Source organism: Streptomyces sp. S063, assembly GCF_002832675.1.
Taxonomy (GTDB): Bacteria; Actinomycetota; Actinomycetes; order Streptomycetales; family Streptomycetaceae; genus Streptomyces; species Streptomyces sindenensis.
On sequence record NZ_CP021707.1, the window covers coordinates 7396633 to 7420627 of the forward strand.

Sequence of the window (23995 nt, forward strand, 5' to 3'; positions counted from 1 at the left end):
GAACACCCTAGGCGGCGGCCCGGACAGCGGCCCGGTCGGACGCCGGAGCCGCCCGCCGCCTGCGCGTCGGCAGGCCGAACGTCGGATGGGCGATGCCCCATTCGGCCCCTTCAGAATCCCCGACTTGAGCCGCGCGGCCGTCCGGCCGCCCAGGTACCAGTGCTTCGACCGGACATCCTCGCCCACCATCTGGAAGATGGCGTCCCGGCGGCCGAGGCTGATGTGGTTGCCGACGTACTTCAGCCCGGTGGCCGGCACTTCGTCGCCCGTCAGGCGCGCGATGATCGCGGCGGTCGCCTGCATATTGGTGAGCCCGGCCGAGGCGCAGGACATCGGCAGGGGCCGACCGTTCTCCCCGATCGCGTAGGCGCAGTCGCCGGCCGCGTAGACGTCCGGGTGCGAGACCGAACGCATGGACCGGTCGACGACGATCTGCCCGGTGGCGGCGACTTCCAGGCCGGCGGCGGCCGGGATCGGGTGCACGGCGAACCCGGCCGACCACACGGTCACCTCGGCCGGAAGGACCGTACCGTCGGCGGTCGTCACCCGGTCCGGTTCGACGGCTGCGACGGCGGTGCGCTCGTGCACCGTGACGCCCAGCCGGTCGAACGCTTCCCGCAGATGACGCCGGGCCCTGGGGGAGAGCCAGGCGCCCGGCTCACCACGGGCGGCGAGCGCGACCGAGAGACCGGGCCGCGACTCGGCCAGCTCGGTCGCGGTCTCGATGCCGGTCAGCCCCTCCCCGACGACCAGGACGGACCCGCCCTCGCCGAGGTCGTCCAGGCGTTCACGCAGACGCAGCGCCGAGCCCAGACCGGTCACGTCGAAGGCGTACTCGGCCACGCCGGGGACCCCGTGGTGGGCGGCGGAGCTGCCGAGCGCGTAGAGCAGAGTGTCGTAGGACAGTTCCCCGGGCCCGTCCTCGCCGGTCACGGCGACCGTCCTGCGCTCGGGGTCGAGACCGGTCACCCGGGCCAGGCGCAGTCGCACCCCGGTGCCCGCGAACACGTCGGTGAGCTTGCGGCGCGCGATGTCCTGTCCGGCCGCCACCTGGTGGAGCCGCATCCGCTCGACGAAGTCGGGTACGGCGTTGACGACGGTGATCTCGGTGTCGGCGGGGGAGAGCCGGCGGGCCAGATTCCCGGCGGCGAAGGCCCCGGCGTACCCGGCGCCGAGTACGACGATGCGGTGCTTCATGAGCGTCATGACGGGCTCCTGTCTCGTTCGCGTACTCCTTGAACGGGACAGCGTGTCGATTGCTGACAGGATGCGGATGTGACGTGGGTCACCAGGACGCGGCGGCGCGGGCCCGCCCCGGTCACCCGCGCCGCGGAACCTGCCGGGACCAGCTCAGTCGGCGGGCCCCCGCACCGCGAACGGGTTCGGTGCCGCACCCGTCCACCGGTGCAGCACCGCCCGGCCGGTCCGCAGCGTGGTCCCCCCGGAATCGACCGTGCCCGCCTCGGCCACGTAGTAGCGGCCGTCGTCCAGGGAGACCAGACCGTACTGACCGGCCGACTCGTAGCCGTACACACCGGACGGCTCGTGGTGCAGCCCGCGCGGGAGGAGGGAGACGATGCGGCCGGACTCGGGGCGCGGCTGCCCCTTCACCTCCCCCGGTGGGCGGGCTTCGAGCCGTCCAGCACATAGAGCGCGTAGTTGGGGAAGGCCGCCTTCTTGCCCTTGTACACGGCCATCAGCCAGTTGCCGCTGTCCCCGTCGTACTCCAGGTTCTGGACCCCGTAGGTGGTGTTGCCGGTGTAGGCGAAGAACTTGCCGGCGGGGGAGGCGGGACCGCTGGTGTGCAGCGCGTCCTCGCTGAGCGGCCGCTCGTACGTCCGCCAGTCGCGCACGTCGTACTGGAGCAGCACCTGGTAATCGTTGTCGGTGCGGGCGGTGTTGGAGTACACCCCGTACGCGACCGTGAGCCGTCCGCCACCCCTGCCGTTCAGATCGGGACCGAAGGCGACGCCGTCGATCCCGCTGCAGCCGTAGCGGTGGTCGGGGGTGTTTCCGGTGTCGCCGTCGAAGACCCCGTCGCCGTTCATGTCGGCGGTGTAGTCCCGCACGACCTCCCGGAGATGGACGGTGGACAGCACATCGGTGGTCCGGGCGTCCATGTTCATCCGGGTGATCCGGGACCCGTCGAAGATCGCCACATAGAAGGCCCGGGCCGCCTTGTACTCCAAGGAGCCGTACACCCGGCCGTCCGCGCTGTTGAAGTCCAGATCGCCCAGATGACCGGTGAGACCCGTGACCGACCCGATCGGTCTGCCCGCCAGGTCGGTCTTGACCAGCAGATCGGTGAAGGAGAAGTACATGTGGTTCCGGCGGCGGTCGATGGCCGTGCCCTGGAGATGGCCGGACGACCAGGCGCCGCCGTCCACGGAAGCGGGCAGGCCGATTGCGGAGGACAGCGACGAGGGCGGGGACGGCGTACGGGCGTGGGCCGCGCCCCCGCCCACCGCGAGGCCGGCCGAGGCGAGGACCGTGGACAGGAGCAGGGTGGCGACGTGCGTGCGTGCTCGGCTTCGCATGGTTCCTCCGAGGTCGTGATCCTGGGGTGGGCGGGCGTTGCCGGATACGAACGGTGTCTCAGGCCCTGCCGTGGGAGACCCGCGAACGCCGGGCGACCGCGTCCAGCGACACCGCCAGGAGCAATACCCCGCCGGTGACCATGAAGCGGTAGGCGGAGTCGAGATTCAGCAGAGTGAGTCCGCTGGAGATGGACTGGATGACGAGCACGCCGAGCAGAGCGGCGAAAGCGGTGCCCCGGCCGCCGAACAGACTGGTGCCGCCGATGACGGCCGCGGCGATGGCGTTGAGATTGACGTCACCGCCGCCGCTGCTCTGATTGGCCGCGGCGAGCCGCGACGCGGAGAGCATCCCGCCGACACAGGCGAGCGTCGTGCACAGCACGAACGCGGAGGTGAGGACGGCCTTCACATTGACGCCCGCACGCCGGGCCGCCTCCATGTTGCCGCCGACCGCGTACATCGACTTGCCGAACGAGGTGCGGGCCAGGACGTAGTGCAGCACCAGCACCAGAGCGAGGAAGAACACGAACATCCACCCCACCCCCCGGTCCCGGTTGAGATACCAGACCGCCGCGCCGAGACCGGCCAGCAGCGCCAGGCTCCGCCCGAAGAGCAGACGCCGGGACGCGGCGGCCAGGCCTGCCCGGCGGCGCTCCGCGGCGCGGGCGGCGCCGGTCGCGTACAGGACCGCCGCGCCCACGACGACCAGCGTGTACGCCAGCCAGGGCGGCAGGAACTGAAGCTGGGCGAAGGACACGAGACCCGAGTCGAAGGGCAGGTTGATCGATCCCTTGGGCCCGAGGATCCACAGCTGGACACCGAGGAACCCGAGGAGGCCGCCGAGCGTGATGACGAAGCTCGGTACCCCGATCCGGTTGTGGACCTGGGCGTAGAACCAGCCGATCAGAGCCGCGAGGACCAGTGACGCGGTGACAGCGAGCCAGGCCGGGAGCCCCCGGTCCACGAAGAGAACCGCCAGGACGGCGGCGCTGAGCCCGCTGACCGAGCCGACCGACAGATCGATCTGGCCGACGAGGAGGACGCAGACGACCCCCAGGGCGATGACGCCGACCGGCACGCTCTCGAGGGCGAGGTTCGTGAGGTTCGCGCTCGAAAGGAAGACGGGGTTGAGGATCTGCATGACGACCCAGATCACGACGAGCCCGGCGAGGACGGGCAGGAGGCCGAGGTCTCCGCCGCGCAGCCGTTCCGACACCACACGTCGGCGACTCCGCGCCCGACCGGACCAGGTCGTCGGTTCGCCGGCCCCGGCGTGGGCCGGTTCCGGGCTCGTGACAGCGGCCGACTCCGTCATGACGCGTCCCCCTTGAGCGCCGCTTCCGTTCCCCTGTCCGCCGCCGCTCGCTCGTCCACGGCCCGGCCCCGTCCGGCGCGGCGGCTGACCACGTTGTCGGTGGCTCCGGTGATGGCGGCCACCAGATCCGCCGCCGTCGCCTCGGCCGCGTCGAAGACGCCGTTGTTCCGGCCGAGCCGCAGGACGGCCACCGTGTCGGCGACGGCCCGTACGTCGGCCATGTTGTGGCTGACCATGATGACGCCCAGCCCGCGCTCCCTCAGCCGCTCGATCAGGTTGAGCACCTCCGCCGTCTGCGCCACCCCCAGCGCCGCCGTCGGCTCGTCGAGGATGATCACCTTGGGGTCGCCCAGCAGGGTCCGCGCGATGGCCACGGTCTGCCGCTGGCCACCGGACAGGGCCGCGACCGGGACCCGTACCGAGGGGATCTTCGCCGACAGCTCTCCGAGAAGAGCGCGGGAACGGACCTCCATGGTCACCTCGTCCAGACGCAGCCCGCGCAACTCCCGTCCGAGGAAGAGGTTTTCGACGACGTTCAGGTTCTCGCACAGGGCGAGGTCCTGGAACACGGTCGCGATGCCGAGCCGCTGCGCGGTGGCGGGGGAGGGGATGGATACGGTCCCGTGGTCGAAACCGACGGTTCCGGCGTCCGGCTGGTGCACTCCGGAGAGAACCTTCACCAGGGTGGATTTCCCCGCGCCGTTGTCGCCCACCAGGGCGACGACCTGCCCCGCGGAGACGTCGAGATCGACAGCGGTGAGTGCGGCGACGGCGCCGAAGGATTTGCTGATCCCACGGAGCGAGAGCAGCGGGCCTCCTGACGGCTCGTGAGGGGAGGGCGAGGGCTCAGCGGTCATGACCGGCCTTCCGAGGCAGGCGCGCGGACGGGCAGAAGGGCAGGCGGAGAGAGGGCCCGCGCCTACGTGATGCCCACCTCGGCGCAGGCCGCCGCGTACGTCGCCGTGCACACCTCGGCGGTCTTGAGCGGCTTCCCGTCGCCGACCAGAACCTCCGCGATGTTCTCGCGGGTGACCACGGTGGGGGTGAAGAGTTCCGAGGGGGTGTCGAAGAGCGTGGTGTCCCCCTTGGGCTTCTTCCCCCGGGCGAAGGAGAACGCGGCGACGGCCGCCGCTTCCGCGACGGTCCTGATGGGCTTGGAGATCGTGTTGAACTGGTCGCCCTTGACGATCCGCTGGGCCGCGGCGAGCTCGGCGTCGTTCCCGGTCACCGGTGGCACGGCCGCCCCGGCCGCCTTGAACGCCGCGATGGAACCGCCGCCCGTGCCGTCGTTGGCGGCCGCCACTCCGGCGATCCTTCCCGGGAACTTGGATATCTGGCCGCTGACCCAGCTCTGCGCCTTCCCCGGCTCCCAGGCCGGCGTGTCGTACTCGGCGAGGAGCCTGAACCCGCTGGAGTCGACCGCGCTGTGGATGCCCTTCTTGATCAGCCCCGCGGCCGCGTCGGTCGGCGATCCGTTGACCTGGAGGAGGCCGCCCTCGGCCGAGGTGGCCTTGAGGTGGTCCACCAGCGACTGGCCGATCATGGCGCCGATCTTCTCGTTGTCGAAGGAGACGTAGTAGTCCGCCCTCACCGCCGGGATCGGCCGGTCGTACGCGATGACGGGGACCCCTCGTCCCTGTGCCGTACGGACGGTGCTGGCCGCTGCGGCGGAGTCCACCGGGTCGATCACGATGACGTCGGCACCCTGCGCGAGAGCGGAGTCGGCCTGCTGCTGTTGCTTCGCGGCGTCGCCGCCCGCGTTCTGGTAGAGCACCTCGCAACCGCCGCACAGATCCCTCACCTTGGCCTTGAAGAGCGGCGCGTCGTACAACTCGTAGCGGGTGGAGGCGATGTCGGGCATCAGGAACGCGATCTTCGCGTCCTTCGACGACTTGCCCTCCGAGCTGTTGGGCGCCTTCGTCGAACAGGCGGCGGCGGAGACGATCACCGTCATCACCGACAGAGCCGCGGCAAACGATCTGACAGAGCGTTGCTTCACTGGAATCTCCCGGTCTTCAGGCGGAGAGCCTCCTTCGCGTCAAATTAACATCGAGAATGTTATGAGTGTCAATGGGCATGTCATAAATAACAGACGGGTGGGAGCGCTCAGAGGGGCCGGACCGCATGGTGCTGTCCGGCCGGCCTCGCGTGAGACCCCCACGCCGTCCGGGCGGCCGCCAACTCCGCTCGATAGCGCGCGTATCCGTCCTCGTACAGCGCCCGCACGTCCTCGCGCGGATCGACCACCTGGTGGCGTCCCGGCGGCGCCTCGTACCCCGGCGACAGCGAGCCTCTGGCGACGGACACCACACCGAGCGCGCCGACCTGCTCCTCCAACGGGATGCGGACGGGGCGGCCGAGGACGTCAGCGATCAGCCGGGCCCACGTCAGCGACCGCGTGCCGCCGCCGCACAGGGCGAGGGTGCCGCTCAGCCCCGCCGCGTCCAGGCAGTGCCGGGCCGCGTAACCGATGGCCTCGCAGACGGCCCGGACCGCGTCCGCCCGGCCGGCCGCCAGGCTGAGCCCGTCGAGTCTGCCCTGCGCAGACGGCTCGACGAAGGGGGCCCGTTCGCCCGCCTCGGACAGGAAGGGGAAGGCATGGACGCCCCGGGCGCCGGGCGGACTGTCGGCCAGCAGGGCGTCCACATCGGCCGTGGTCGCGCCGACGAGAGCGAGCACCCACTCCAGCGCCGCCGTCCCCACCATCGCGGGCATGGCACGCAGCCACCGGTCGGGAGCCGGGGTGCACAGCCACATGCCGGCGGGCTCGGCGAGCGGATCGAGATCGACCCGGTCGGTCAGCACCTGGCTCGCGAGGGTCGTGCCGAGGATGAGGACGCCGTCCCCCACCTCACGTACCCCGCTGCCGATCGCGCAGGCCGGCAGGTCGTACGGCCCCGCCACGACCGGCAGTCCCTCGGGCAGCCCCAGGAGTCCGGCGCCCTGACCGTGGAGTGCGAGCACCGTGCCCGGAGGGGCGGGAGCCGGCAGCAGGCCCGCCCGGTCCGCGACCCCGCACGCCGCCAGCGCCTCGGGCGCGTAACGGCGGGTACGGGGGTCGAGGAACGGCAGCGTCGCGTCGGAGGCGTCGAGGCACACCCGCCCGGTCAGGCGCTGGGCGACCGCGTCGACGCAGTACCCCGCGACGGCGGCCCGGTCCAGCGAATGGGGCTCGTACTCCTGGAGCCAGTTCAGCAGCGGGCCGTGGCAGCCGGGGAACATCCCGGACCCGGTGTGCGCGTACGCCGTGCCGATCGTGCCGTCCGTCAGCCAGCGGGTCACCACGTCGGAGGCCCGCGCGTCCATCCACGAGATGGCGGGCCGCACCGCGCTGCCGCCGGAGTCCCGCAGCCACAGCCCGTCCCCCTGCCCGGTGAGCGCCACGGCGTCCGGCAGCCTGCCGAGCTTCGCGGCGACCTCGCGCACCACCTCGCCGACGCCGGACACGACATCGTCGAGATCCTGCTCGACGCGACCGCCCGGCAGCATCTCCAGGTGCGAACGCCGGCTCGCGGAGGCCAGGGCCCCGCCGCCCTCGTCGAACGCCACCGCCTTGGTGACCGACGTACCGATGTCCACGCCGATGATGGTCCTCAACCCTGCTACCTCCTGTGCGAGCCGATGGATTGCGGGGCGCCGGCGGCGAAGGATCCGGTCAGGACCGCCCGTTCACCAGGACGTCCCCGTTCGCGAGATGCCGCAGCTTCTCCCCCCGTACGAAACGGCCCACCTCGGCGGCGGTGATGGCCGCCGCCCGGTGCGCCGTCTGCCGCGTCGCGCCCGCGAGATGAGGCGTGGTGATCACATTCGGTACGTCACGCAGGGCCCAGTCGGCGGGGATCGGCTCGATGTCGTACACATCGAGGGCGAGCGCCCCGAGAGCCCCGCTGCGCAGCAGCTCCGGCAGCGGCGCGTGGTCGAGCAGCCCGCCGCGGGCGGAATTGACCAGGACCGCACCGGGCGGCAGCAGCCCGAGGCGGCGGCCGTCGAGCAGATGGCGGGTCTCCTCGGTCAGCCGGGCGTGCAGGCTGACCACCGAACTCCGGCTCAGAAGATCGTCCAGCTCGACGAGTTCGACACCGTCCGCCGCGACCGCCTCGGGGTCGGCGTACGGGTCGGCAGCGAGCACGTGCGCCCCGAAGGCGCGCATCACCCGCGCCACGATGCGGCCGATGGCCCCGTAGCCCACGAGCCCGACCGTGGCCCCGCCGAGCTCGCCGCCGACCTCCTCGTACGCGTAGAGATCGCCCCGCCAGACGCCCCGCTTCAACTCCGCGTCGGCGGCGGCGATGCGCCGCATCGCGGCGAGCATCAGCCCTACCGCGAACTCCGCGGCGGCCGGGGCGTTGCGGCCGGGGGCGAAGCTGACCCTGACCCCGTGCCGGGTGGCGGCGGCCAGGTCCACATTGACCGGCCCGCCCCGCGAGACGGCGACGAGCCGCAACCCGGGCGACGCGGCGAACACCCGCTCGGTGAACGGGGCCATCTGCGTCACACAGACGGACGCCCCGTCCAGCGCCTCCACGAGCTCGGCCTCCGTACCGCTCGCCTCACGGACCTCTCCGACCGGACCGAAGGGCTCATGGGGCCAGGGGAGAGTCAGCTCCGAGAACTCCGGCGGCTCCCCGCCCGCGTGGGACAGCTCCTGACTCACCGCCGCGCGAATCAGCGCGGGACGGACGAAGTGGTCGCCTGCGGCGAGGATGCGCATGACGTCGGATTCCTTCTGCGAGGAGAGCCGCTGGGGTGGATGCCGAGCAGGTCGGAGCCTTGATTCACGCCTGGTCCGAGCCCGATCCGTGCCGCGAAGGGCCCGTCCCGGCTGTGGAATGTCTGTTAAATTTAACAGCGCCCACGTGAACCGGCAATGCACCCGCCCGACACGGACAACGGCAACCCGGCACCTCCGCGCGCTTCGCCCCGGTCCGGCCTCGACCCAGAAAGGGCGGTCTCCATGACCTCTCGTCTCCTGCTCGTACGGCACGGCGAGACCGAGTGGCACGCGGAGAACAGGTACGCCGGCGTCACCGACGTCGCCCTGACACCCCGGGGTGTGGCCCAGGCGGCCGGCCTCGGAGCCTGGGCCACGAAGAGCGGCGTGGACGCGGTCGCCTGCTCCCCGCTCAGCCGCGCCCGCCTGACGGCGAGGCCGGCGGCCGAGGCGCTGGGCCTGGCGGTGGAGGTCCAGGAGGGCCTGCGGGAGGTGGACTTCGGATGGGGCGAGGGCCGGACCATCGGGGAGATGGCCGAGGAGGACCCCGAAGCCGTACGGCGGTTCCGCGAGGACGCCGCATCCGGCGCCTTCCCCGGCTCCGAACCCGTCGCCCGGGCGGCGGCACGGGCGACCGCGTCCCTGCGCGACCTCGCAGACCGCCACCCCGGGGGCAGGGTGCTCGTCGTCGCCCACAACACCCTGCTGCGCATCGCCCTGTGCGACCTCCTCGGACTGCCCCTCGGACGCTACCGGCGCATCTTCCCGCGCCTGGACAACGGGGCCGTGACGGAGATCGAGATCCGGGGCACGGAGACGGCGCTGCGCTCGCTGAACGTCCCCACAGCACCGCCCCCCGGCCCCGCGCCCGGCCCGAGCCCTGCGGGAGACTGACCCCCATGACCAAGAGATCCGCCGAAGAGCGCCGACGGTTCATCGCCGACCATGTCGTGGAGCAGGGCACGGCCACGGGCGCCGCCCTCGCCCAGCTCACGGGCGTGAGCCTGATGACCGTCCACCGGGACCTCGACGACCTGGCGCGGCAAGGGGTGCTGCGACGCTTCCGCGGTGGCGCGTCCGCCCTGCCCTCCACGGTGTTCGAATCGAGCCTCGACTACCGGCTCGGCGTCAACAGGGCGGAGAAGAAGGCCGTCGCGCGGGCCGCCGCCGCGTTGGTGGAGCCCGGCATGTCGGTGATGCTCGACGATTCCACCACGGTGCTGGTCATGGCGGGACTGCTGGTCGACCTCGCCCCGCTCACCGTGGTCACCAACGCCCGCCGGGTGCTGGACGTCTTCGCCGGATGCGAGGGCATCCGCCTGATCGCCCTGGGCGGGGAGTACTCACGCACCCACGACTCCTTCCTCGGGATGCCCTGCGTCGAGGCGGTCGAGGCGCTCTCGGTGGACCTCGTCGCGGTCTCCACGTCGGCCCTGGACGCCAGGACGGCCTACCACCAGGAGCAGGACGTGGTGCTGGTCAAACGGGCCATGCTCACCTCGGCGGCGACGAAGGTGATGCTCATGGACCACACCAAACTCGCCCGGACCGCCCTGCACCGGGTAGGGCCCGTCGGCGACCTGGACCATCTCGTCGTGGACGACGGAGCGGACGCCGAACTGCTGGGCAAACTCCGCGAACGGACGCGGGTCACGGTGGCAGCCACCGCACCATGAGCGCACCTCTCACCACGGGGAGAAGATGTTGACTTCACATACGGGCCACCACGGTGATGGACGGCCACCCGACCGGTGGACCGACGCAGACACGTGAAGCCCCCGGGAAGGACGCTTTCCGTATGAGCAGTGAATCCCGTCGCCCCCACCCCTCCCCTCCGGCCGTGATCGGCATCGACGTGGCGACCGCGTCCGTCCGCGTGCTGTGCGTGGACGGACAGGGGCGCGCCCTCGCCGAGGCGCGGGCGGATCTCCCGCCCCCCGTACGGACCGCCGCGGGAACGAGCGAGCAGGACGCCCGGTCGTGGTGGCCCGCCGTGCGGTCGGCCCTGCGCCGCACCACGTCCGCGCTGCCCCGCGGCGGCCGCGAGGTGGTCGCGGTGGCCGTCTCCGCCACATCCGGCACCATCGTGCCCACCGGGCCCCACGGCGAACCCCTCGGCCCGGCCCTGATGTACGACGACCGGCGCGCCGCCGACATCAACGCCGAGGCCCAGCGGGCGGGCAGCGCCCGGTGGGACGCGCTCGGCCTCTCGGTGGGCCCCACCGCCGCGCTCGGCAGGGCCGTGTGGTGCTGGCGAACGTACGGCTCCGCTCTGCGTCACGTCCTCCACACCCCCGAGCTCGTCGGCCGCGAGCTGACGGGCCACCCCGTGCCCACGGACTGGAGCCACGCGCTCAAGTCCGGCTACGACGCCCGTGCGGGCGAGTGGGCGCACGAGGTCTTCGACGCCCTCGGCCTCCCCCTCGCCTTGCTCCCCTCCGTCGGCGCCCCCGGCACCGAGGCCGGGCTCGTCGGCCCGGAGGCGGCCGAGGCCACCGGCCTGCCCGAAGGGTGCTCCGTACGCCTCGGGATGACGGACGGCTGCGCGGGCCAGATCGCCACCGGGGCGGTCGAGCCGGGCCGCTTCGTGGGCGTCATCGGCACGACGTACGTCCTCAAGGGGGTGTCCGAGCGCCTGGTGCGCGATGCGACCGGGGCGTTCTACAGCCACCGCCACCCCGACGGCTGGTGGCTCCCCGGCGGGGCGTCCAACACGGGAGGGGAGTGTTTGGCCGACGTGGACCCCGCCCGCCTGCCCGCGCTGGACGCCGCCGCGACGGCCCGGGGACCCGCGACGTACGTCCGCTACCCGTTGTCCCGCGACGGTGAACGGTTCCCCTTCGTCTCCGGCGCGGCGCGCGGCTTCAAGCTGGGCCGCCCCCGCGACGAGGCGGACGCCCACCGCGCCGCACTGGAAGGAGTCGCCTTCCTCGAACGCCTGGCCCTGGAACGGGTCGAGGGTCTGGGCATCCCGGTGATCGGCCCCCTGCACGCGGCCGGCGGGGGAAGTCGCAGCGCCGCGTGGACGGCGATCCGGGCCACCGTGCTGGACCGCCCGGTCCGGGTGGTCGGGCGCGCGGAGACGGCGTTCGGCGCCGCCTTGCTCGCCGCGGCCGGCACGCTCCACGAGGACCTCACGGCGAGCGCCGCCGCGATGGTGCGCACGGGGACGCTCGTCGGGCCGGTGCCTCGGGAACGCCCTGCTCTGGAGGAGAACTACGGTCGTTTCATAGCGGCGCTGCGCGGGCGCGGCTGGCTCCCCGACGACTGACGCGACGGCGCCCCGACGGTGCGAGCACGGTCGCGTGTGCTGTACACAGCCATCGATGGCGCGGGCCATCCAAGGTGTGCCGCGTGCCAGGCGAGCCGAGCTGCATCCGGTCGCGGCGTCCATCGCCATGCGGAGCGGCAGTTGCGACACGGCGCGAGTGATCTCACCGACCCCGACGCCCGCCATCACGTTGCTCACCGCGTCGGCGTCGAAGAACGCCTTTTCGTACAGCCCCCGCTAGCGGACGCCGCGGCCCAGTGCGTCGAACGCGTCCCTGGTGCTTCCCGAGGGCATGGCCACGTACTGCGCCTTGGGGCCGCCTCGCACCGGGCGAGGTCGAGGGCCTCGGCGCCGCGCCTGACACGCGGCAGCAGGGCCGCGTCCGGGGCGGCCGCCACGCAGAGGTGCGAGGTTCCGTCGGTCGGGCCGACGAGTCGCGGTGAGGGCCTCGAGGCCGCCCGCTGGTAGGGCCGCCGGCCGAAGCGCTGCTCACGGGCCCAGCCGCGGACACCGTTGTCGGCGTACGGGGTGGGTACAACGCGCTGTTGGACGCGGACACCGTGTGCACCACCTCCCGCTGCACCTGCTGCCGCGCCACCCGCATCGCGTCGTAGAGGTAGGGGCTGCGGGCGGTGCCGGAGAATTACACCGAGGCCGAGCCGCGGGCGACGCGTCCGAGCAGTTCGGCCCTCTCTGACGCCCGATCCGTATCGTGGGCACGGCCCAGCGCTCGCCCATCGGCTGCCGGCGGGTCCCAGGGGTTGTCGTCGTAGTGGACGACCAGCACCGCTCGGGCACGGGCCTTCGCGGCACGCTCGACGGAAGCCTGGCGACTCCGGAGGTAGCAGGCACCCAGGCTGGCGTGCGCCTTCTTCCCGACGGCCAGTGCGGGGCCGGCCGGCATGGCCGCCAAGAGGCGCAACCGTCTCATCAGGTGCAGCGTTTCTCATGATCGCCATAAGTGAGTGCCGCCCGGAGAAGGTAGGACATGCCGCAAGAGCGACAGTCCCGAACCGGCTATAAGTTGATGGATCAACCATCTAGGGTTAAGGTGGGATCATGATCGACGGACATCCGTCGATTCGGTTGTGAGCAGGCTTTCGAGGAGGAAACGTGGCGGTCGAAGTGAGTGACGTCCCCGGGGCGAGCCGCTATGAGGCCCGCGTCGACGGAGAGTCCGAGCCGGCGGGCATCGCGCAGTACATCCGTACGGCGGAGCTCATCGCCTTCGTGCACACCGAGGTCGAGCCGGCGTACGAGGGCAGGGGAGTGGGGTCCGCCCTGGTCCGGGTCGCTCTCGACGAGGCGCGCGCGGCGAACCTTCGCGTGCTGGCCACCTGCCCCTTCTTCGCGGGCTGGATCGCCCGGCACCCCGACTACCAGGACCTGCTGTACCAGTCCCGCAGCAAGGTCAGTGACTGAAGGACCGCACGTGGCGCGAGGCGGACTGCGGCATGGTCGCCGGTCGCCGCAGTCAGGTTGACGAGTCGACTATCTGGTCATTGGCTTCCCCGGTACGCCTCCGCCTCCCAGGGCGAGGCGGAGGCTCGGCAGTCATCCCGAGGAGGGAACCATGGGAACTCACGTGGCGGACAACTCCGATGAGTCGCGTTTCGAGATCTTCGACGGCGGTGAGCGGGCCGGATTCGTCGAGTATCACCGATTCCGGGACGAGATCGCCTTCCTCCATACGGAGATCGATCCGCGGTTCGGGGGCCGAGGCCTCGGCGGCACACTGGCCCGCTCGGTTCTCGACGAGGCCAGGAAGGGGGAGCTCAAGGTGCTTCCCTTCTGCCCCTTCATCCGTGGCTGGCTCCGCAAGCACCCGGAATACACCGACCTGGTGCCGGAGGTGCAGCACGCGCGATTCGGGCTGTGACACCCGCTGCAGGAGCCGCGTCGCACGAGGCTCGCGAACCGGCCGCGCGGGATGTGGAGGGGGCGCCGGCCCTCGGCAGCCCGGTGCCCAGAAGCGCGCAGGCGGCGATCAGCGTTCAGGGTGGACGCGAGCCGGGTCGTGCAGCGCGACGTGCAAAGTGGGGCCAGAACTGCCCGGCGAAAACAGGGACGAGGCCGTGTCCGTCGGGTAAGGGACGCGCCGGGCCCTGTACCTTCGGTCCTCACTCGGCGGCCGAGAGCCTGCATCTTCACCACGAATCCGAGTGCAGGCTGAAGGGCGACACACAGAGTCACGGGATACGGACGCAAGACGGGGGCTTGTGGGACGACGTGTCGTCCCCACCCGAGGCGGGTCCGAGGTCAGCGCACGGCGGTTACGGCGTGGCGAGCTGTGCGAGGAGGTTGTTGATCGTTGCCGGGTCGGTCAGGACGGGCAGGGTGTCGAAATACAGCTCCCACTGCCCGTCGGGGCCGAAGCGTTCCACGATCCCGAAGGGCACGGCCTGATTCTGCTTCCCGCCCGCGGTGGCATGCTTCCTGGTGACGCTGCCATGCCACTCGATGTAGGTGGTGCTCGTGCCGAACGCGACCTGGCCCGCCTTGAGGTTGAGATCGGCCTTGCCGAAGAGGCGCTTCAGGTACGCCTGCTTGCCCGCCTTGGTCACCAAGGGCTTGGCCAGTCCGGGCCCAGCAAGCCTGGTCCCGGCCACCCGGCGCAGCAGCGCATCGGTGTTCCCTGCGTTCCACGCGGCCAGACGGGCGGGGAGGCCGTCTGCGGTGACGCGTGCGGGGGCCGGCCTGCGGGCGGGGTCCCTCGGTCCGCGATGCCGTCGAACAGGCCTTTCGGCGCGTTCGGGAGGGTGTCGCGGACCAGTACGTGGCGGTCGTAGTAGCGGCGGGCCTGAATCGTCCGGCCCTCGTCGCCCAGAACGTTGCGGGCGATCTGCGGGTAGGCCACCTTGTGGCCTCTGACGGTGGCCGTGTTCCACTGGCCGAACATCACCGTGCCGCCATCAGCGACCACGTCGGTGCCGGTGTAGTGCAGGTCCGGGACCATTCTGAGCGAGCCCGCGATGGCGGCGCCGATGACCAGTCGACCGGTCTTAGGGGTGCTGCCCGCCTCCCACAACGTCGCTTCCGGGTCGAAGATGTCGAGGTAGGCCGCGACCCGGGGATGCCCGACGGCCTCCTCCGGTATCTGCTCCGCGGACGGCGGGGTACCGGTCGCCATCCGACCGAACGCCAACTGGCGCTCCAGGAAGGCGCAGACGTTCGGCGTGATGCGCCCCTCCAGCCGCTCAATCCCGGCCCGCGCCCCCGCGCAGCCCACCCCCGTGGCCCCCGGCTCCCGGGCCGATCCGCCCGGCAGAGCAGCCGCCGAGGAAGTCACCCCCACCATGACAGCCGCAAACGACAGTCCCCACGCCTTACGTCGATGCGCGAACATCCGCCCGCCCCCTCCGATGCAACCCGGCGCGCCCCGTCGGCGTCCCGGTCAGCTCAGCCTGCCCGGTTCCTCCCTCCGAGATCGATTACCTCCGGGGTAATGGCTCCACGGCGAACCCGCGGCTACGTTCGGCGCACCGTCCCGCACAGGGCGATCGCCACACCCGCAGAGGAATCCGGCATGACCGCCTACGGCTTCGCGCACCTGCGCAAGCGTCGCCACCACCCCGACATCCTGGAATACCTGAACCGCATCCAGCTCACTCTCGACCCCTTCCACGGACGCTTCGTGATCCACGGCCCACCAGCCGAAGTCGTGGAAGGCACCTGGCCCGGCAGCATGGTCCTGATCGAGTTCCCCGACCTGCAAACGGCACGGGCCTGGTACGACTCCCCGGCCTACCAGGAGATCAAGCGGCTGCGCACCGACCACATCGAAGGGGACCTGCTGCTGATCGATGGTGTGAGGCCGGCCTACGACCCGCGCGAAAGAGCAGCAAAGATCGAGGGACCAGCGGGAGGTGCAACCGGAAGTGCTCCCCCGTAGAGCCCGCACCTTCACATCCGCACCCTCATCGCCACCGACACCACCCCCACTCGCATCCGACTCCAACCACGACCCAAGACCTCCAAGCCCCTGATCGCGACCTCCCGCCGCCACCGCACCTGGGCATGGGGATGAGCCAACAGCCCAGAGAACCCGTTCCCGTCGGCGGACCCGTGCTCGCTCCGGCGCTCGCGATGCGTCCCACGCCGCAGCGAGCACGCGGCGGCGGTGCAAGAGGGCGGGCGAGCCGGCCGTCGTGAGCGGCGCCGACCTCGACTGGGTAGACCGCCCCCGCTCCCCAGGACGGTGAGGGCTGCTGGGGCGGTTGAGCCATCGGCCAAACCTCACCTGCTCGTCAGCCAGCGCACCGCACTCGACCCCGACCACTCGCCGGTCGGCATGGCCATGCTCCACAGGCACCTGCCCAAGGGGTTCACGCTGGACGGCCTGCGACAGGACCGAATCCTGGACGAGGGGTTAGAGACCCGTCGGCGTGGCCCATCCGGAGAAGATCTGCCAGCTTCCCCGGTGACGGCCGGTGCGAGACCGCCAAGGACGGGTCCGCCGGAATTTCCTGACGGCCCCGCCTGCGAATGCACCTCAGACGGCGACAGCGGCGGTCGCCGATTCGGTCTCGGCCGCTCTACGGGGCATAGACCCATCGTTACACCGTGTCGGCGATGATCACCTTGGGGGGTGGTCGGCATCCGGCTTACTGACCAGGCGCTCGCCCTCGGCCGCACACCGGCGGCGTGCCTGCGCTCGTCCGGTCTCCCAACCAGCTCACTGCCGCATACGCGGCACTCCGCCATCAGCTCCGGCTGCCGGCGCCGAGGGGCCGGACGATCTCGCTGGCTTGGGTGATGCGGTCGGCGTCCTGGGCGGGTGAGGTCGCCGCTCGTTGGCCGATTGCGACTGACCGGACGGCCGCCAGCCTCGCCTGAGCGCGCCTTCGCGCGTTCGGCACGAGAGGCCCGCACTGAAGCGGGCCCCTCGTCATGTCACGGCGCGATCCGTGGAATGGACGTAAGGCTCACTGGGGTCAGTTGAAGATGTCGGTCTTCCACTTGAGCGTGTCCGAGGTGCTGGTGTTGTCCCAGTACGCGAAGAGGGACTGCGAGCTGGGGCTGGTCGAGCGGATGGGTCCGGCGTCGAGTGCGTAGCCGGTGGCGACGTTGACGATGTGCTGCCTGTCGGCGTCCCACCTCCACTTCAGGTTGTTCGACGGGCTGTTGGCGTCCTTGTAGGCGTAGACCTGTACGACGGCCCTGCTGGTGTCGCCGCCACTGTCCAGAACGTAGCCGGTCGCGATGTTGATGATGTGCTGGGTGGCGGGGTCGTACCTCCACCGCAGGTTGTCCGAGGGATTGGTGGCGTCCTTGTAGATGTAGACGGGCACCCGATCGCTGCCGGTCTTCCCGGCGCTGTCGATGACGTAGCCGCTGATGACGTTCGTGATCTGGTTGGTCGGCAGCGGTGCACGGCCGGGCTGCCCGTTGGCCTGCGCGGTTCCGGTCAGCGCAGCGACCAGGCCGACGGACATGGCGAGGGAATGGATCTTTTTCACGGCTGCCATAACGACACACTGCTCTCGCAGACACGCCCCGGAGCCGCCTTTCCGGTCGGCGCCACGAATCTCAGGGAGGGTCGGTACGGCGATGACAGTCGTGATCTGCTGGTAGGCGGGGACGTCCGGCAAGGCCGGAGTCGATGCGATCATCCCGGGGGGTTCGGCGGGCAGTTCCAGCAGGAGCGTCTTGCAGGGGACCGTGATGTGCTCGGCACTCTGGGCGAGTTCGTCGAGCAGCGCGGCCAACTGCGCGAGCTGATCGTGAGCGGCCTGCCGCTTCTGCAGCGATCTGCCGCTCGCGGACCTCCTGAGGTGCCGGCCGGGCACCGAGGGTCTGCTGGGGCGGCGCTCACGCGCCGCGCCGAGACGGTGTGAAGGTACCGGTCAGCCGACGGCCGTCACCGCCCCGCTGCACTCGGCACTCGGGTCCGGAGGGAGAGGGGGAGGGGCGTGGTCATGGTGCGCGGTCCTTCGGGGCGATCGGCTGTCGGTGCCACCGCTGTGGATCGGGGCGTCCGGGCGTCGTCATGGGAAACTGACAGCAGCTCGTACATGAGCCCGATCACTGGCGACTCCGTTCATAACTGAGCCTACTCAGAAATGATTCCCCGAAGGGAGGGCCGAATGTCACATGCTTCCCAGCCGGTCGGCCGGCGCGAGCGGAACAAGCAGCAGAAGCTGGAGCGCATCACCGCCGCCGCCCGCGAGTTGTTCGCCGAGCGCGGCGTCGACGAGGTCACCACCCAGCAGATCGCCGACAGGGCCGACATCGGCACCGGCACCCTGTTCCTCTACGCCAAGACCAAGGGCGAGCTCCTCCTGCTCGTCCAGAACTCGCTCTACGTCAAGGCCCTCGCCCGGGGCCGGGCGGACGCCGAGGGCGTCCCTGGCGCGCTGGACGCGGTGATGGCGATCGTCCGGCCGATCGTCGAGTGCAACCGCACCCAGGTCGACAACGGGCGCACCTACCTGCGCGAGATGGTCTTCGGCGACCCCGAGGAGCCCCGCCACCACGAGGCCCTCACCATCGCAGAACAGACCGAGGAGGCCATAGCCGCCGTCCTGCGCCGCGACGGGCGGACGGGCGAGAGCGAGGCCGCGACGACGGCGCGTGTCGTGTCCGCCATCATGCTCCTCGCCATGTCGCAGACCGTGAACGCGGCCGTGAGCGCCGACGCGATCCTGCGGGAGATCCGGGCCCAGGTCGGCGTGCTGCTGCCGCGCTGACGGTGACGGCGGCCGCCGCGCCCGCGACTCCGGATGGGCGCGCGCCCTCGATCAGGCCGTCTCCATCAGGGCCGCACGCGCGGCGGCGAGGATCTCGTCGGAGAGCGGGGAGCCCTGGGTGGCCCGGGAGAGGAGCAGCGCACCGACCAAGGTGCACAGCCGGACGAGGCCCTCCTCGCCACCCTCGCCACCGTGCGCATCGGCGGGGGCGAGGTACGCGGCGAGTTCGGCCACGCCTTGCGTGTAGGTGCGGCGGGCCTCGCGGTCTTCGGGTTCACGTGCGACATCGGCGGCAAGTGCCGCGACCGGGCAGCCGTCCGCGGCGTTGTCGCGGTGTTCCGAGGAGAGGTAGGCGTCGATCAGGTCCCGCTGAGCGGCGTCCCGGCGCCCTCCGTTCTGCTCGAAGTGGGCCGCATGGGACCGGACCCATTCATCGATGGCGTGGGCGGTGGCCTCGTCGACGAGCGCCTCCTTGGAGGCGAACTGCTTGTAGAAGGCGCCGTGAGTGAGGCCGGCCGCCTTCATGAGATCGGCGACGCTGAGGTGCGTGCCCTGCTCCCGGAACAGCCGCGACGCGGTGCCCACCACCCGCCTGCGGTTCTCCTGCGCCTGCGCCTGCGATACGCGGCCCATGGCCACCTCCCGCTCTCCCGTTTGGATGTCGATTGGCATCTATCGTAGTCTAGTGTTTAGATTGGTAATGCAATCTAAACGGTGGGGTGCCCCGACGGCGCCCGACAGAACCTGGAGCGGACATGGAACTCAAGAACGCGGTCGCAGTGGTCACCGGCGCCAACCGAGGCCTCGGACGGCATCTCGCCGCCCAGCTCGTGGAGCGCGGCGCGAAGGTCTACGCGGCGGCCCGCCGCCCCGAGACGGTGGACCTGCCGGGTGTAGGCCCGCTGCGCCTCGACGTGACGGACCCGGAGTCGATCCACGAGGCCGCCCGCATCGCCTCGGATGCGACGCTGCTGATCAACAACGCGGGCCTCGCCACCGGCGCGACGCTCATCGGCGGCGACCTGGACGACGTGCACCGCGAGATCATGACCAACTACGTCGGCCCGCTCATCGCGACCCGGGCCTTCGCCCCGGTCATCGAGGGCAACGGCGGCGGCGCCGTGCTCAACGTCCTGTCCGCCCTGTCCTGGTACCACCCGGCCGGCGCCGGCTCTTACGCGGCCTCCAAGGCCGCCGCCTGGGCGATGAGCGACGCAACCCGTGAGGAGCTGGCGCCCCGCGGCATCACCGTCTCGGCGCTGCACGTCGCCTACATGGACACCGACATGGCCGCCGACGTCCCCGCCGACCAGAAGGTCTCCCCCGCCGACGTCGCGGCGCAGGCACTGCTCGGCATCGAGGCGGGCCTGCCCGAGATCCTCGCCGACGAGATCACCCGGCAGGTCAAGCAGGGCTTGGCCGGCACCCCCGGGACGGCCGCGGCCTGACGCCCGCCCCCCTCCGTCCGTGCCGACGCGGAATGCGCCGACACGGACGACGCCACAGACTTCCGCTTACCGGCAGAAGCCCGTAACGGACACACCCCCGTCCCCGCTCGCGCGGGAGACCGAACGAACACCGAACGAACGGAGACATCAATGAAGGCCTTCATGGTCGAGAAGTACGGCGACCCGGCCACGGTGCGCGCCGGGGATGCACCCGAGCCCCAGGTGGGTGCCGAGGATGTCCTGGTCAGGATCGACGCGGCGAGCGTCAACCCGCTGGACTACAAGATTCGCAAGGGGGAGTTGAAGGCGATCGTGCCGTACCGTCTCCCGCTCGTCCTGGGCAACGACTTCGCCGGGACCGTCGTCCGCGTCGGATCGTCCGTCACTCGCTTCTCGGCGGGCGACGAGGTCTACGCGCGGCCCGACAAGGACCGCATCGGCACCTTCGCCGAACGCATCGCCGTCCACCAGAACGACCTGGCCCTCAAGCCCGCCACGCTCACCGCGACCGAGGCCGCCTCCCTCCCTCTGGTCGCGCTGACCGCCTGGCAGGCCCTGGTTGAGCGGGCGAACGTGCAGCCCGGCCAGAAGGTCCTCATCCACGCGGGCGCCGGTGGCCTGGGATCCATCGCCATCCAGCTGGCGAAGTCCCTGGGTGCGCACGTGGCCGCCACCGCGAGCACCGCCAAGGTCGGCCTGGTCAAGGAACTTGGCGCGGACGAGGTCATCGACTACCGCACGCAGGACTTCTCCGAAGTCCTCCACGGCTACGACGTCGTCCTGGACTCCCTCGGCGGCGAAACCCTCAACAAGTCCCTGCGCGTCCTCAAGCCCGGCGGCCAGGTCATCTCCGTCGCGGGCCCGCCCGACCCGGCCACCGGCGTCGAACTCGGCGCGAACGTGGTCATGCGCCTGGGCGTCGCCGTGCTCAGCGCGAAGGTCCGGCGCCAGGCCAAGCGCCTCGGCGTCAGCTACTCCTTCCTCTTCATGAAGGCCAGCGGCGACCAACTGCGCGAACTCGCCGCACTCATCGACGCCGGACAGATCCGCCCCGTCGTCGACCGGGTCTTCCCGTTCGACGAGACCCTCCAGGCCATGGAGTACGTCGAAAAGGGCCGCGCGAAGGCCGGCAAGGTCGTCGTCTCGAGGGCGTGAGCGCGGGCACCGATCCCACCGGACACCAGAGGGGTGCCCCTTCACCCACGAGAAGCCCCCTCCCTGCACCCCCCTCCCTCCACGATGTGCACACCGCCGAGCTTCCCCACGCCCACCCGGGCGACGTAAGAGAACGCGCCGATCCGTTCCGTGTCCGTGCACGGCGTGGGCTTCGCCTACCGGCAGCACGGTCCGGACGACGGCGTACCGCTGATCCTGCTCAACCACCTGTCCGCGGTCCTGGAAAACTGGGATCCCGGCACCTGTCCCAGGTGCCGGACCGGGCCCGTGGCATCGTCCCCGGCGTACTTCCACGTCGCCGTCCACCGATCCGGCCACCCATCGGACAGGTCCATGCCTCCCCCCTTCCGCGTCCAGCCCGAGGGAAGCCGCCCGCCTCCCCAGGGAGGGGTGATCTTCGGAGTTGACGCCAACTTGCCTGCGAAGAGTGCGGATCACGTCAGGAACGATGCGAATGCGGCAACAGATGTCGCGCTCAGAGCTTCGCGAAAGGGCAGGTCCACCCCGCCTCGCCTACCTGCTGAAGGATCTGCCCCTGCAGGTGCTGGCCCGGACGCGCTCAGACCGTGTCCTGCGCCGCCGCGGGAGCCTCACACCAGGGGCCGGCCGCCCCGGCACGGTGGCGAGTTCGTCTTCGGACGGCCCGACACCTGGGGCGCCCCGGACACCGAAAACGTCACCGACACACGCTCTACAGCACCGCTCTGGCCCGGTCCTGGGACCGGCTCCGCCCCAAGCTCACCCACCGCTCGTCCTGGGCCGCGGCCGACGGCACCCTCCCCATCATCCAAGGGGCGGTGATCCGTCTGGACATCGGGCATCTGCCCAGCGGAGCCACCCCGAAGCCGGTCTGGCTGTAGTGGTCGGACACCAACGCGGACGCAGCGGACACCGACCGGCTCTGGCAGGCATACCTGCGACGCTTCGACATCGAGCACACCTTCCGCCTCTTCAAGCAGACCCTCGGCTGAACCTGTCCGAAGATCCGCACCCTCGAAGCGGCCGACGGCTGGACCTGGCTGATCCTCGCCGCCTACACCCAACTGCCATTGGCCCGGCCCCTGGCAGCCGACCGGCGCCGCCAGGGGAGAGGCCCATCTCGTCGGGCAGGTTGACCCCGGGACGTGTCCGCCGCGACTTTCGGCACATCCGCGCCAAGGCCATCTGCCCGGCCCAGGCGCCGAAACCCACCCACCCCAGACCGGGACCCCCGGCCGAAAGAACACCCGGCCCACCCCACGCCACGACGTCCACACACCCCGCAAGACGGGCACCACCACGTCCCGGACCAAGAAATCGACCAACCCACGGCCCAGCCGCACAGGGTTAGAGATCAAGTTGGTGGAAGCAGACGTTCAACACGTCCCACAGCCAAGTCCGTGCCCGCGTCGAGCACGTCTTCGCCCGCATGAAGACCTGGAAGATCGTCCGCGACTGCCGCCTCAAAGGAGACGGCGTCCGCCGCGCCATGCTCGCCACCGCCCGCATGCACGACCTTGCACTCGCCGGATGAGGCAGCGGGCACAGCGTCCGACCATGCCTGAGGCGACCAGAAGATCATTTACGGTGCAACCCTGAGGCCGTTGATCTGCGTGACAGTCGCGAAGGGACGACGCGACGGCCGACCGGCAGTGGTCCATGAGATAGCAGGCGATGCCGGAATGTCAGGCACCGTCGTCCCTTCTGTCGGAGCGAGGGTCGGTGGGGCCGGTGTCTCCCATGGCTCTGCGGTCCTCGTCGGTCCACTTGCGGGTGTCGCGGGGGTCGACGTACGGCTCCTCCGTTGGCGGGTGGCCGCTGATGACAGCGCGCTCACGGCCCATTTCGGCGTCGAACTCCAAGCCGAGCAGGATCGCCAGGTTCGTGATCCACAGCCAGACCAGGAAGATGATCACGCCTGCCAGAGCGCCGTAGGTTTTGTTGTAGGAACCAAAGTTGGCGACGTAGAAGGCGAAGGCGGCCGAGGCCACCATCCAGATCAGCAGCGCCAGCAGGCTGCCCAGCGATACGAATCGAAAGCCTCGGCCCTTGGCGTTGGGCGCTGCCCAGTACAGGAGTGCCAGCATGATGGTCACCAGCAACACCAGGACGGGCCATTTGGCGATCGACCAGACGGTCATGGCCGTGTCCCCGGCCCCCAGAGCGGTGCCCACCTGGCGGGCGATCCCGCCCGACAGCACCACGATCAGCGCGCTCACACAGGCCAGCACCATCAGCGCCAGCGTCAGGCCGACGCGGACCGGGAGCACCTTCCAGGCCGGCCGGCCCTCCGGCACGTCGTACACGGCGTTGGAGGTGCGGATGAACGCGGCGATGTAGCCGGACGCGGACCACAGCGCGGCCAGCAGACCCGCGATGGCTACCACCCAGCCGGTCCCGCTACTGGACTGCAACTGGGTCACCGCGTTCGTGAGGACGTCTCGCGCCGCCCCCGGGGTGAGTTTCTGCATGTTGTCCAGAACGGTCTGGGTGGTCTCCTTGCCCGCGATGCCGAGAAGTGAGACCAGGACCAGGAGCGCCGGAAACAGGGCCAGGATGGCGTAGTACGTCAGTGCTGCGGCCCGGTCGGCCAGTTCGTCCCGCTTGAACTCGCTCAGCGTGCGCTTCAGGACCGCCCCCCCACGACCTCTTGCCGAGCTTCGTCGGCGATTCGGGCGGGGTAGAGCCGGCTTGCGGGTGTGCGTCGGCACTCAGCCGGTTGCTGTCCGGTCCCGGGCTCTCCATACCGTGCTGTTCCTCCGCCATGGGAACCACACAACCTCAGTGGGGGCCGGCCGGCGACCTCATGGCTGCGCCATGCCGCTGACTGGGCGAGACACCCACCGGACGAGGCCCGCGGAGGGGCCAC

At 70.9% G+C, this 23995-nt stretch carries 19 protein-coding genes and 5 pseudogenes; 11 read left to right on the plus strand and 13 right to left on the minus strand.

The features are described 5' to 3' along the window. Positions 1-7: 7 nt before the first annotated feature. From CCZ36_RS33590 to CCZ36_RS33620, 7 genes and pseudogenes are all read right to left on the minus strand, one after another. A pseudogene (locus CCZ36_RS33590) lies at positions 8-1197 on the minus strand (NAD(P)/FAD-dependent oxidoreductase). A 153-nt stretch (positions 1198-1350) separates the two neighbouring features. Continuing rightward, positions 1351-2537: pseudogene (locus CCZ36_RS33595) on the minus strand (hypothetical protein). A 58-nt stretch (positions 2538-2595) separates the two neighbouring features. Next, positions 2596-3852: a sugar ABC transporter permease gene (locus CCZ36_RS33600; RefSeq protein WP_164873577.1), complete on the minus strand. Its 1257-nt coding sequence runs from the start codon at positions 3850-3852 to the stop codon at positions 2596-2598. Continuing rightward, entirely contained in the window at positions 3849-4709 is an 861-nt protein-coding gene (locus CCZ36_RS33605; protein WP_128819267.1) for an ATP-binding cassette domain-containing protein, read from the minus strand. The genes CCZ36_RS33600 and CCZ36_RS33605 overlap by 4 nt, the downstream gene beginning before the upstream one ends. A gap of 62 nt (positions 4710-4771) precedes the next feature. Next, positions 4772-5806, minus strand: a complete 1035-nt coding sequence (locus CCZ36_RS33610) for a substrate-binding domain-containing protein (protein ID WP_164873578.1) — start codon at positions 5804-5806, stop codon at positions 4772-4774. Positions 5807-5958: 152 nt separating this feature from the next. After that, positions 5959-7449, minus strand: coding sequence for an FGGY-family carbohydrate kinase (locus CCZ36_RS33615; RefSeq protein ID WP_128819269.1), 1491 nt, complete (start codon positions 7447-7449; stop codon positions 5959-5961). Positions 7450-7507: 58 nt separating this feature from the next. Further along, entirely contained in the window at positions 7508-8563 is a 1056-nt protein-coding gene (locus CCZ36_RS33620) for a 2-hydroxyacid dehydrogenase (protein ID WP_069735868.1), read from the minus strand. A 243-nt stretch (positions 8564-8806) separates the two neighbouring features. Here CCZ36_RS33620 and CCZ36_RS33625 point away from each other — a divergent pair, with 243 nt between their 5' ends. From CCZ36_RS33625 to CCZ36_RS33635, 3 genes are all read left to right on the plus strand, one after another. Further along, positions 8807-9457: a histidine phosphatase family protein gene (locus CCZ36_RS33625; RefSeq protein WP_069741600.1), complete on the plus strand. Its 651-nt coding sequence runs from the start codon at positions 8807-8809 to the stop codon at positions 9455-9457. Between the two features lie 5 nt (positions 9458-9462). Beyond that, positions 9463-10239, plus strand: coding sequence for a DeoR/GlpR family DNA-binding transcription regulator (locus CCZ36_RS33630; protein ID WP_128819270.1), 777 nt, complete (start codon positions 9463-9465; stop codon positions 10237-10239). A 122-nt stretch (positions 10240-10361) separates the two neighbouring features. Beyond that, positions 10362-11834, plus strand: a complete 1473-nt coding sequence (locus tag CCZ36_RS33635; RefSeq protein ID WP_128819271.1) for an FGGY-family carbohydrate kinase — start codon at positions 10362-10364, stop codon at positions 11832-11834. A gap of 643 nt (positions 11835-12477) precedes the next feature. Here CCZ36_RS33635 and CCZ36_RS33640 read toward each other — a convergent pair. Beyond that, complete coding sequence (locus CCZ36_RS33640; protein WP_128819272.1) at positions 12478-12765, minus strand: hypothetical protein; 288 nt, start codon at positions 12763-12765, stop codon at positions 12478-12480. A 182-nt stretch (positions 12766-12947) separates the two neighbouring features. Between CCZ36_RS33640 and CCZ36_RS33645 the strand changes: the two genes are divergently transcribed. Continuing rightward, positions 12948-13256: a GNAT family N-acetyltransferase gene (locus CCZ36_RS33645; RefSeq protein ID WP_069741598.1), complete on the plus strand. Its 309-nt coding sequence runs from the start codon at positions 12948-12950 to the stop codon at positions 13254-13256. Between the two features lie 151 nt (positions 13257-13407). Then, positions 13408-13713 carry a GNAT family N-acetyltransferase gene (locus tag CCZ36_RS33650; protein ID WP_128819273.1) on the plus strand — a complete coding sequence of 102 codons (306 nt, stop codon included), beginning with the start codon at positions 13408-13410 and terminating at the stop codon, positions 13711-13713. A gap of 394 nt (positions 13714-14107) precedes the next feature. Here CCZ36_RS33650 and CCZ36_RS33655 read toward each other — a convergent pair whose 3' ends face one another. Together CCZ36_RS33655 and CCZ36_RS33660 are read right to left on the minus strand one after the other, a co-directional pair. Next, complete coding sequence (locus CCZ36_RS33655) at positions 14108-14401, minus strand: hypothetical protein (protein WP_164873579.1); 294 nt, start codon at positions 14399-14401, stop codon at positions 14108-14110. Beyond that, the gene (locus CCZ36_RS33660) at positions 14395-15123 is read right to left on the minus strand and encodes a nuclear transport factor 2 family protein (RefSeq protein WP_128819275.1); all 729 of its coding nucleotides are present in this window, start codon (positions 15121-15123) and stop codon (positions 14395-14397) included. Before CCZ36_RS33660 ends, CCZ36_RS33655 begins: the two co-directional genes overlap by 7 nt. A gap of 237 nt (positions 15124-15360) precedes the next feature. Between CCZ36_RS33660 and CCZ36_RS33665 the strand changes: the two genes are divergently transcribed. Further along, the gene (locus CCZ36_RS33665; RefSeq protein WP_128819276.1) at positions 15361-15726 is read left to right on the plus strand and encodes a DUF1330 domain-containing protein; all 366 of its coding nucleotides are present in this window, start codon (positions 15361-15363) and stop codon (positions 15724-15726) included. A gap of 1042 nt (positions 15727-16768) precedes the next feature. Here CCZ36_RS33665 and CCZ36_RS33670 read toward each other — a convergent pair. After that, positions 16769-17302: an RICIN domain-containing protein gene (locus tag CCZ36_RS33670; RefSeq protein ID WP_164873580.1), complete on the minus strand. Its 534-nt coding sequence runs from the start codon at positions 17300-17302 to the stop codon at positions 16769-16771. A 618-nt stretch (positions 17303-17920) separates the two neighbouring features. Between CCZ36_RS33670 and CCZ36_RS33675 the strand changes: the two genes are divergently transcribed. Then, on the plus strand, positions 17921-18523 hold the full coding sequence (locus tag CCZ36_RS33675; RefSeq protein ID WP_128819278.1) for a TetR/AcrR family transcriptional regulator: 603 nt from the start codon (positions 17921-17923) through the stop codon (positions 18521-18523). Positions 18524-18574: 51 nt separating this feature from the next. Here the strand turns inward: CCZ36_RS33675 and CCZ36_RS33680 are convergent, their stop codons facing one another. Next, positions 18575-19156: a TetR/AcrR family transcriptional regulator gene (locus tag CCZ36_RS33680; RefSeq protein WP_128819861.1), complete on the minus strand. Its 582-nt coding sequence runs from the start codon at positions 19154-19156 to the stop codon at positions 18575-18577. Between the two features lie 122 nt (positions 19157-19278). On the opposite strand from CCZ36_RS33680, the gene CCZ36_RS33685 reads away from it, so the two are divergent. The 4 genes and pseudogenes from CCZ36_RS33685 to CCZ36_RS33705 form a co-directional block, all read left to right on the plus strand. Next, on the plus strand, positions 19279-19971 hold the full coding sequence (locus tag CCZ36_RS33685; protein WP_128819279.1) for an SDR family oxidoreductase: 693 nt from the start codon (positions 19279-19281) through the stop codon (positions 19969-19971). Between the two features lie 150 nt (positions 19972-20121). After that, positions 20122-21126, plus strand: coding sequence for an NADP-dependent oxidoreductase (locus tag CCZ36_RS33690; protein ID WP_128819280.1), 1005 nt, complete (start codon positions 20122-20124; stop codon positions 21124-21126). A gap of 523 nt (positions 21127-21649) precedes the next feature. Then, positions 21650-22473: pseudogene (locus CCZ36_RS36730) on the plus strand (transposase); the annotation flags it as partial. 16 nt (positions 22474-22489) lie between these two features. Beyond that, a pseudogene (locus CCZ36_RS33705) lies at positions 22490-22660 on the plus strand (transposase family protein); the annotation flags it as partial. A 151-nt stretch (positions 22661-22811) separates the two neighbouring features. Here CCZ36_RS33705 and CCZ36_RS33710 read toward each other — a convergent pair. Beyond that, a pseudogene (locus CCZ36_RS33710) lies at positions 22812-23892 on the minus strand (YihY/virulence factor BrkB family protein). Between the last annotated feature and the right edge of the window lie 103 nt (positions 23893-23995).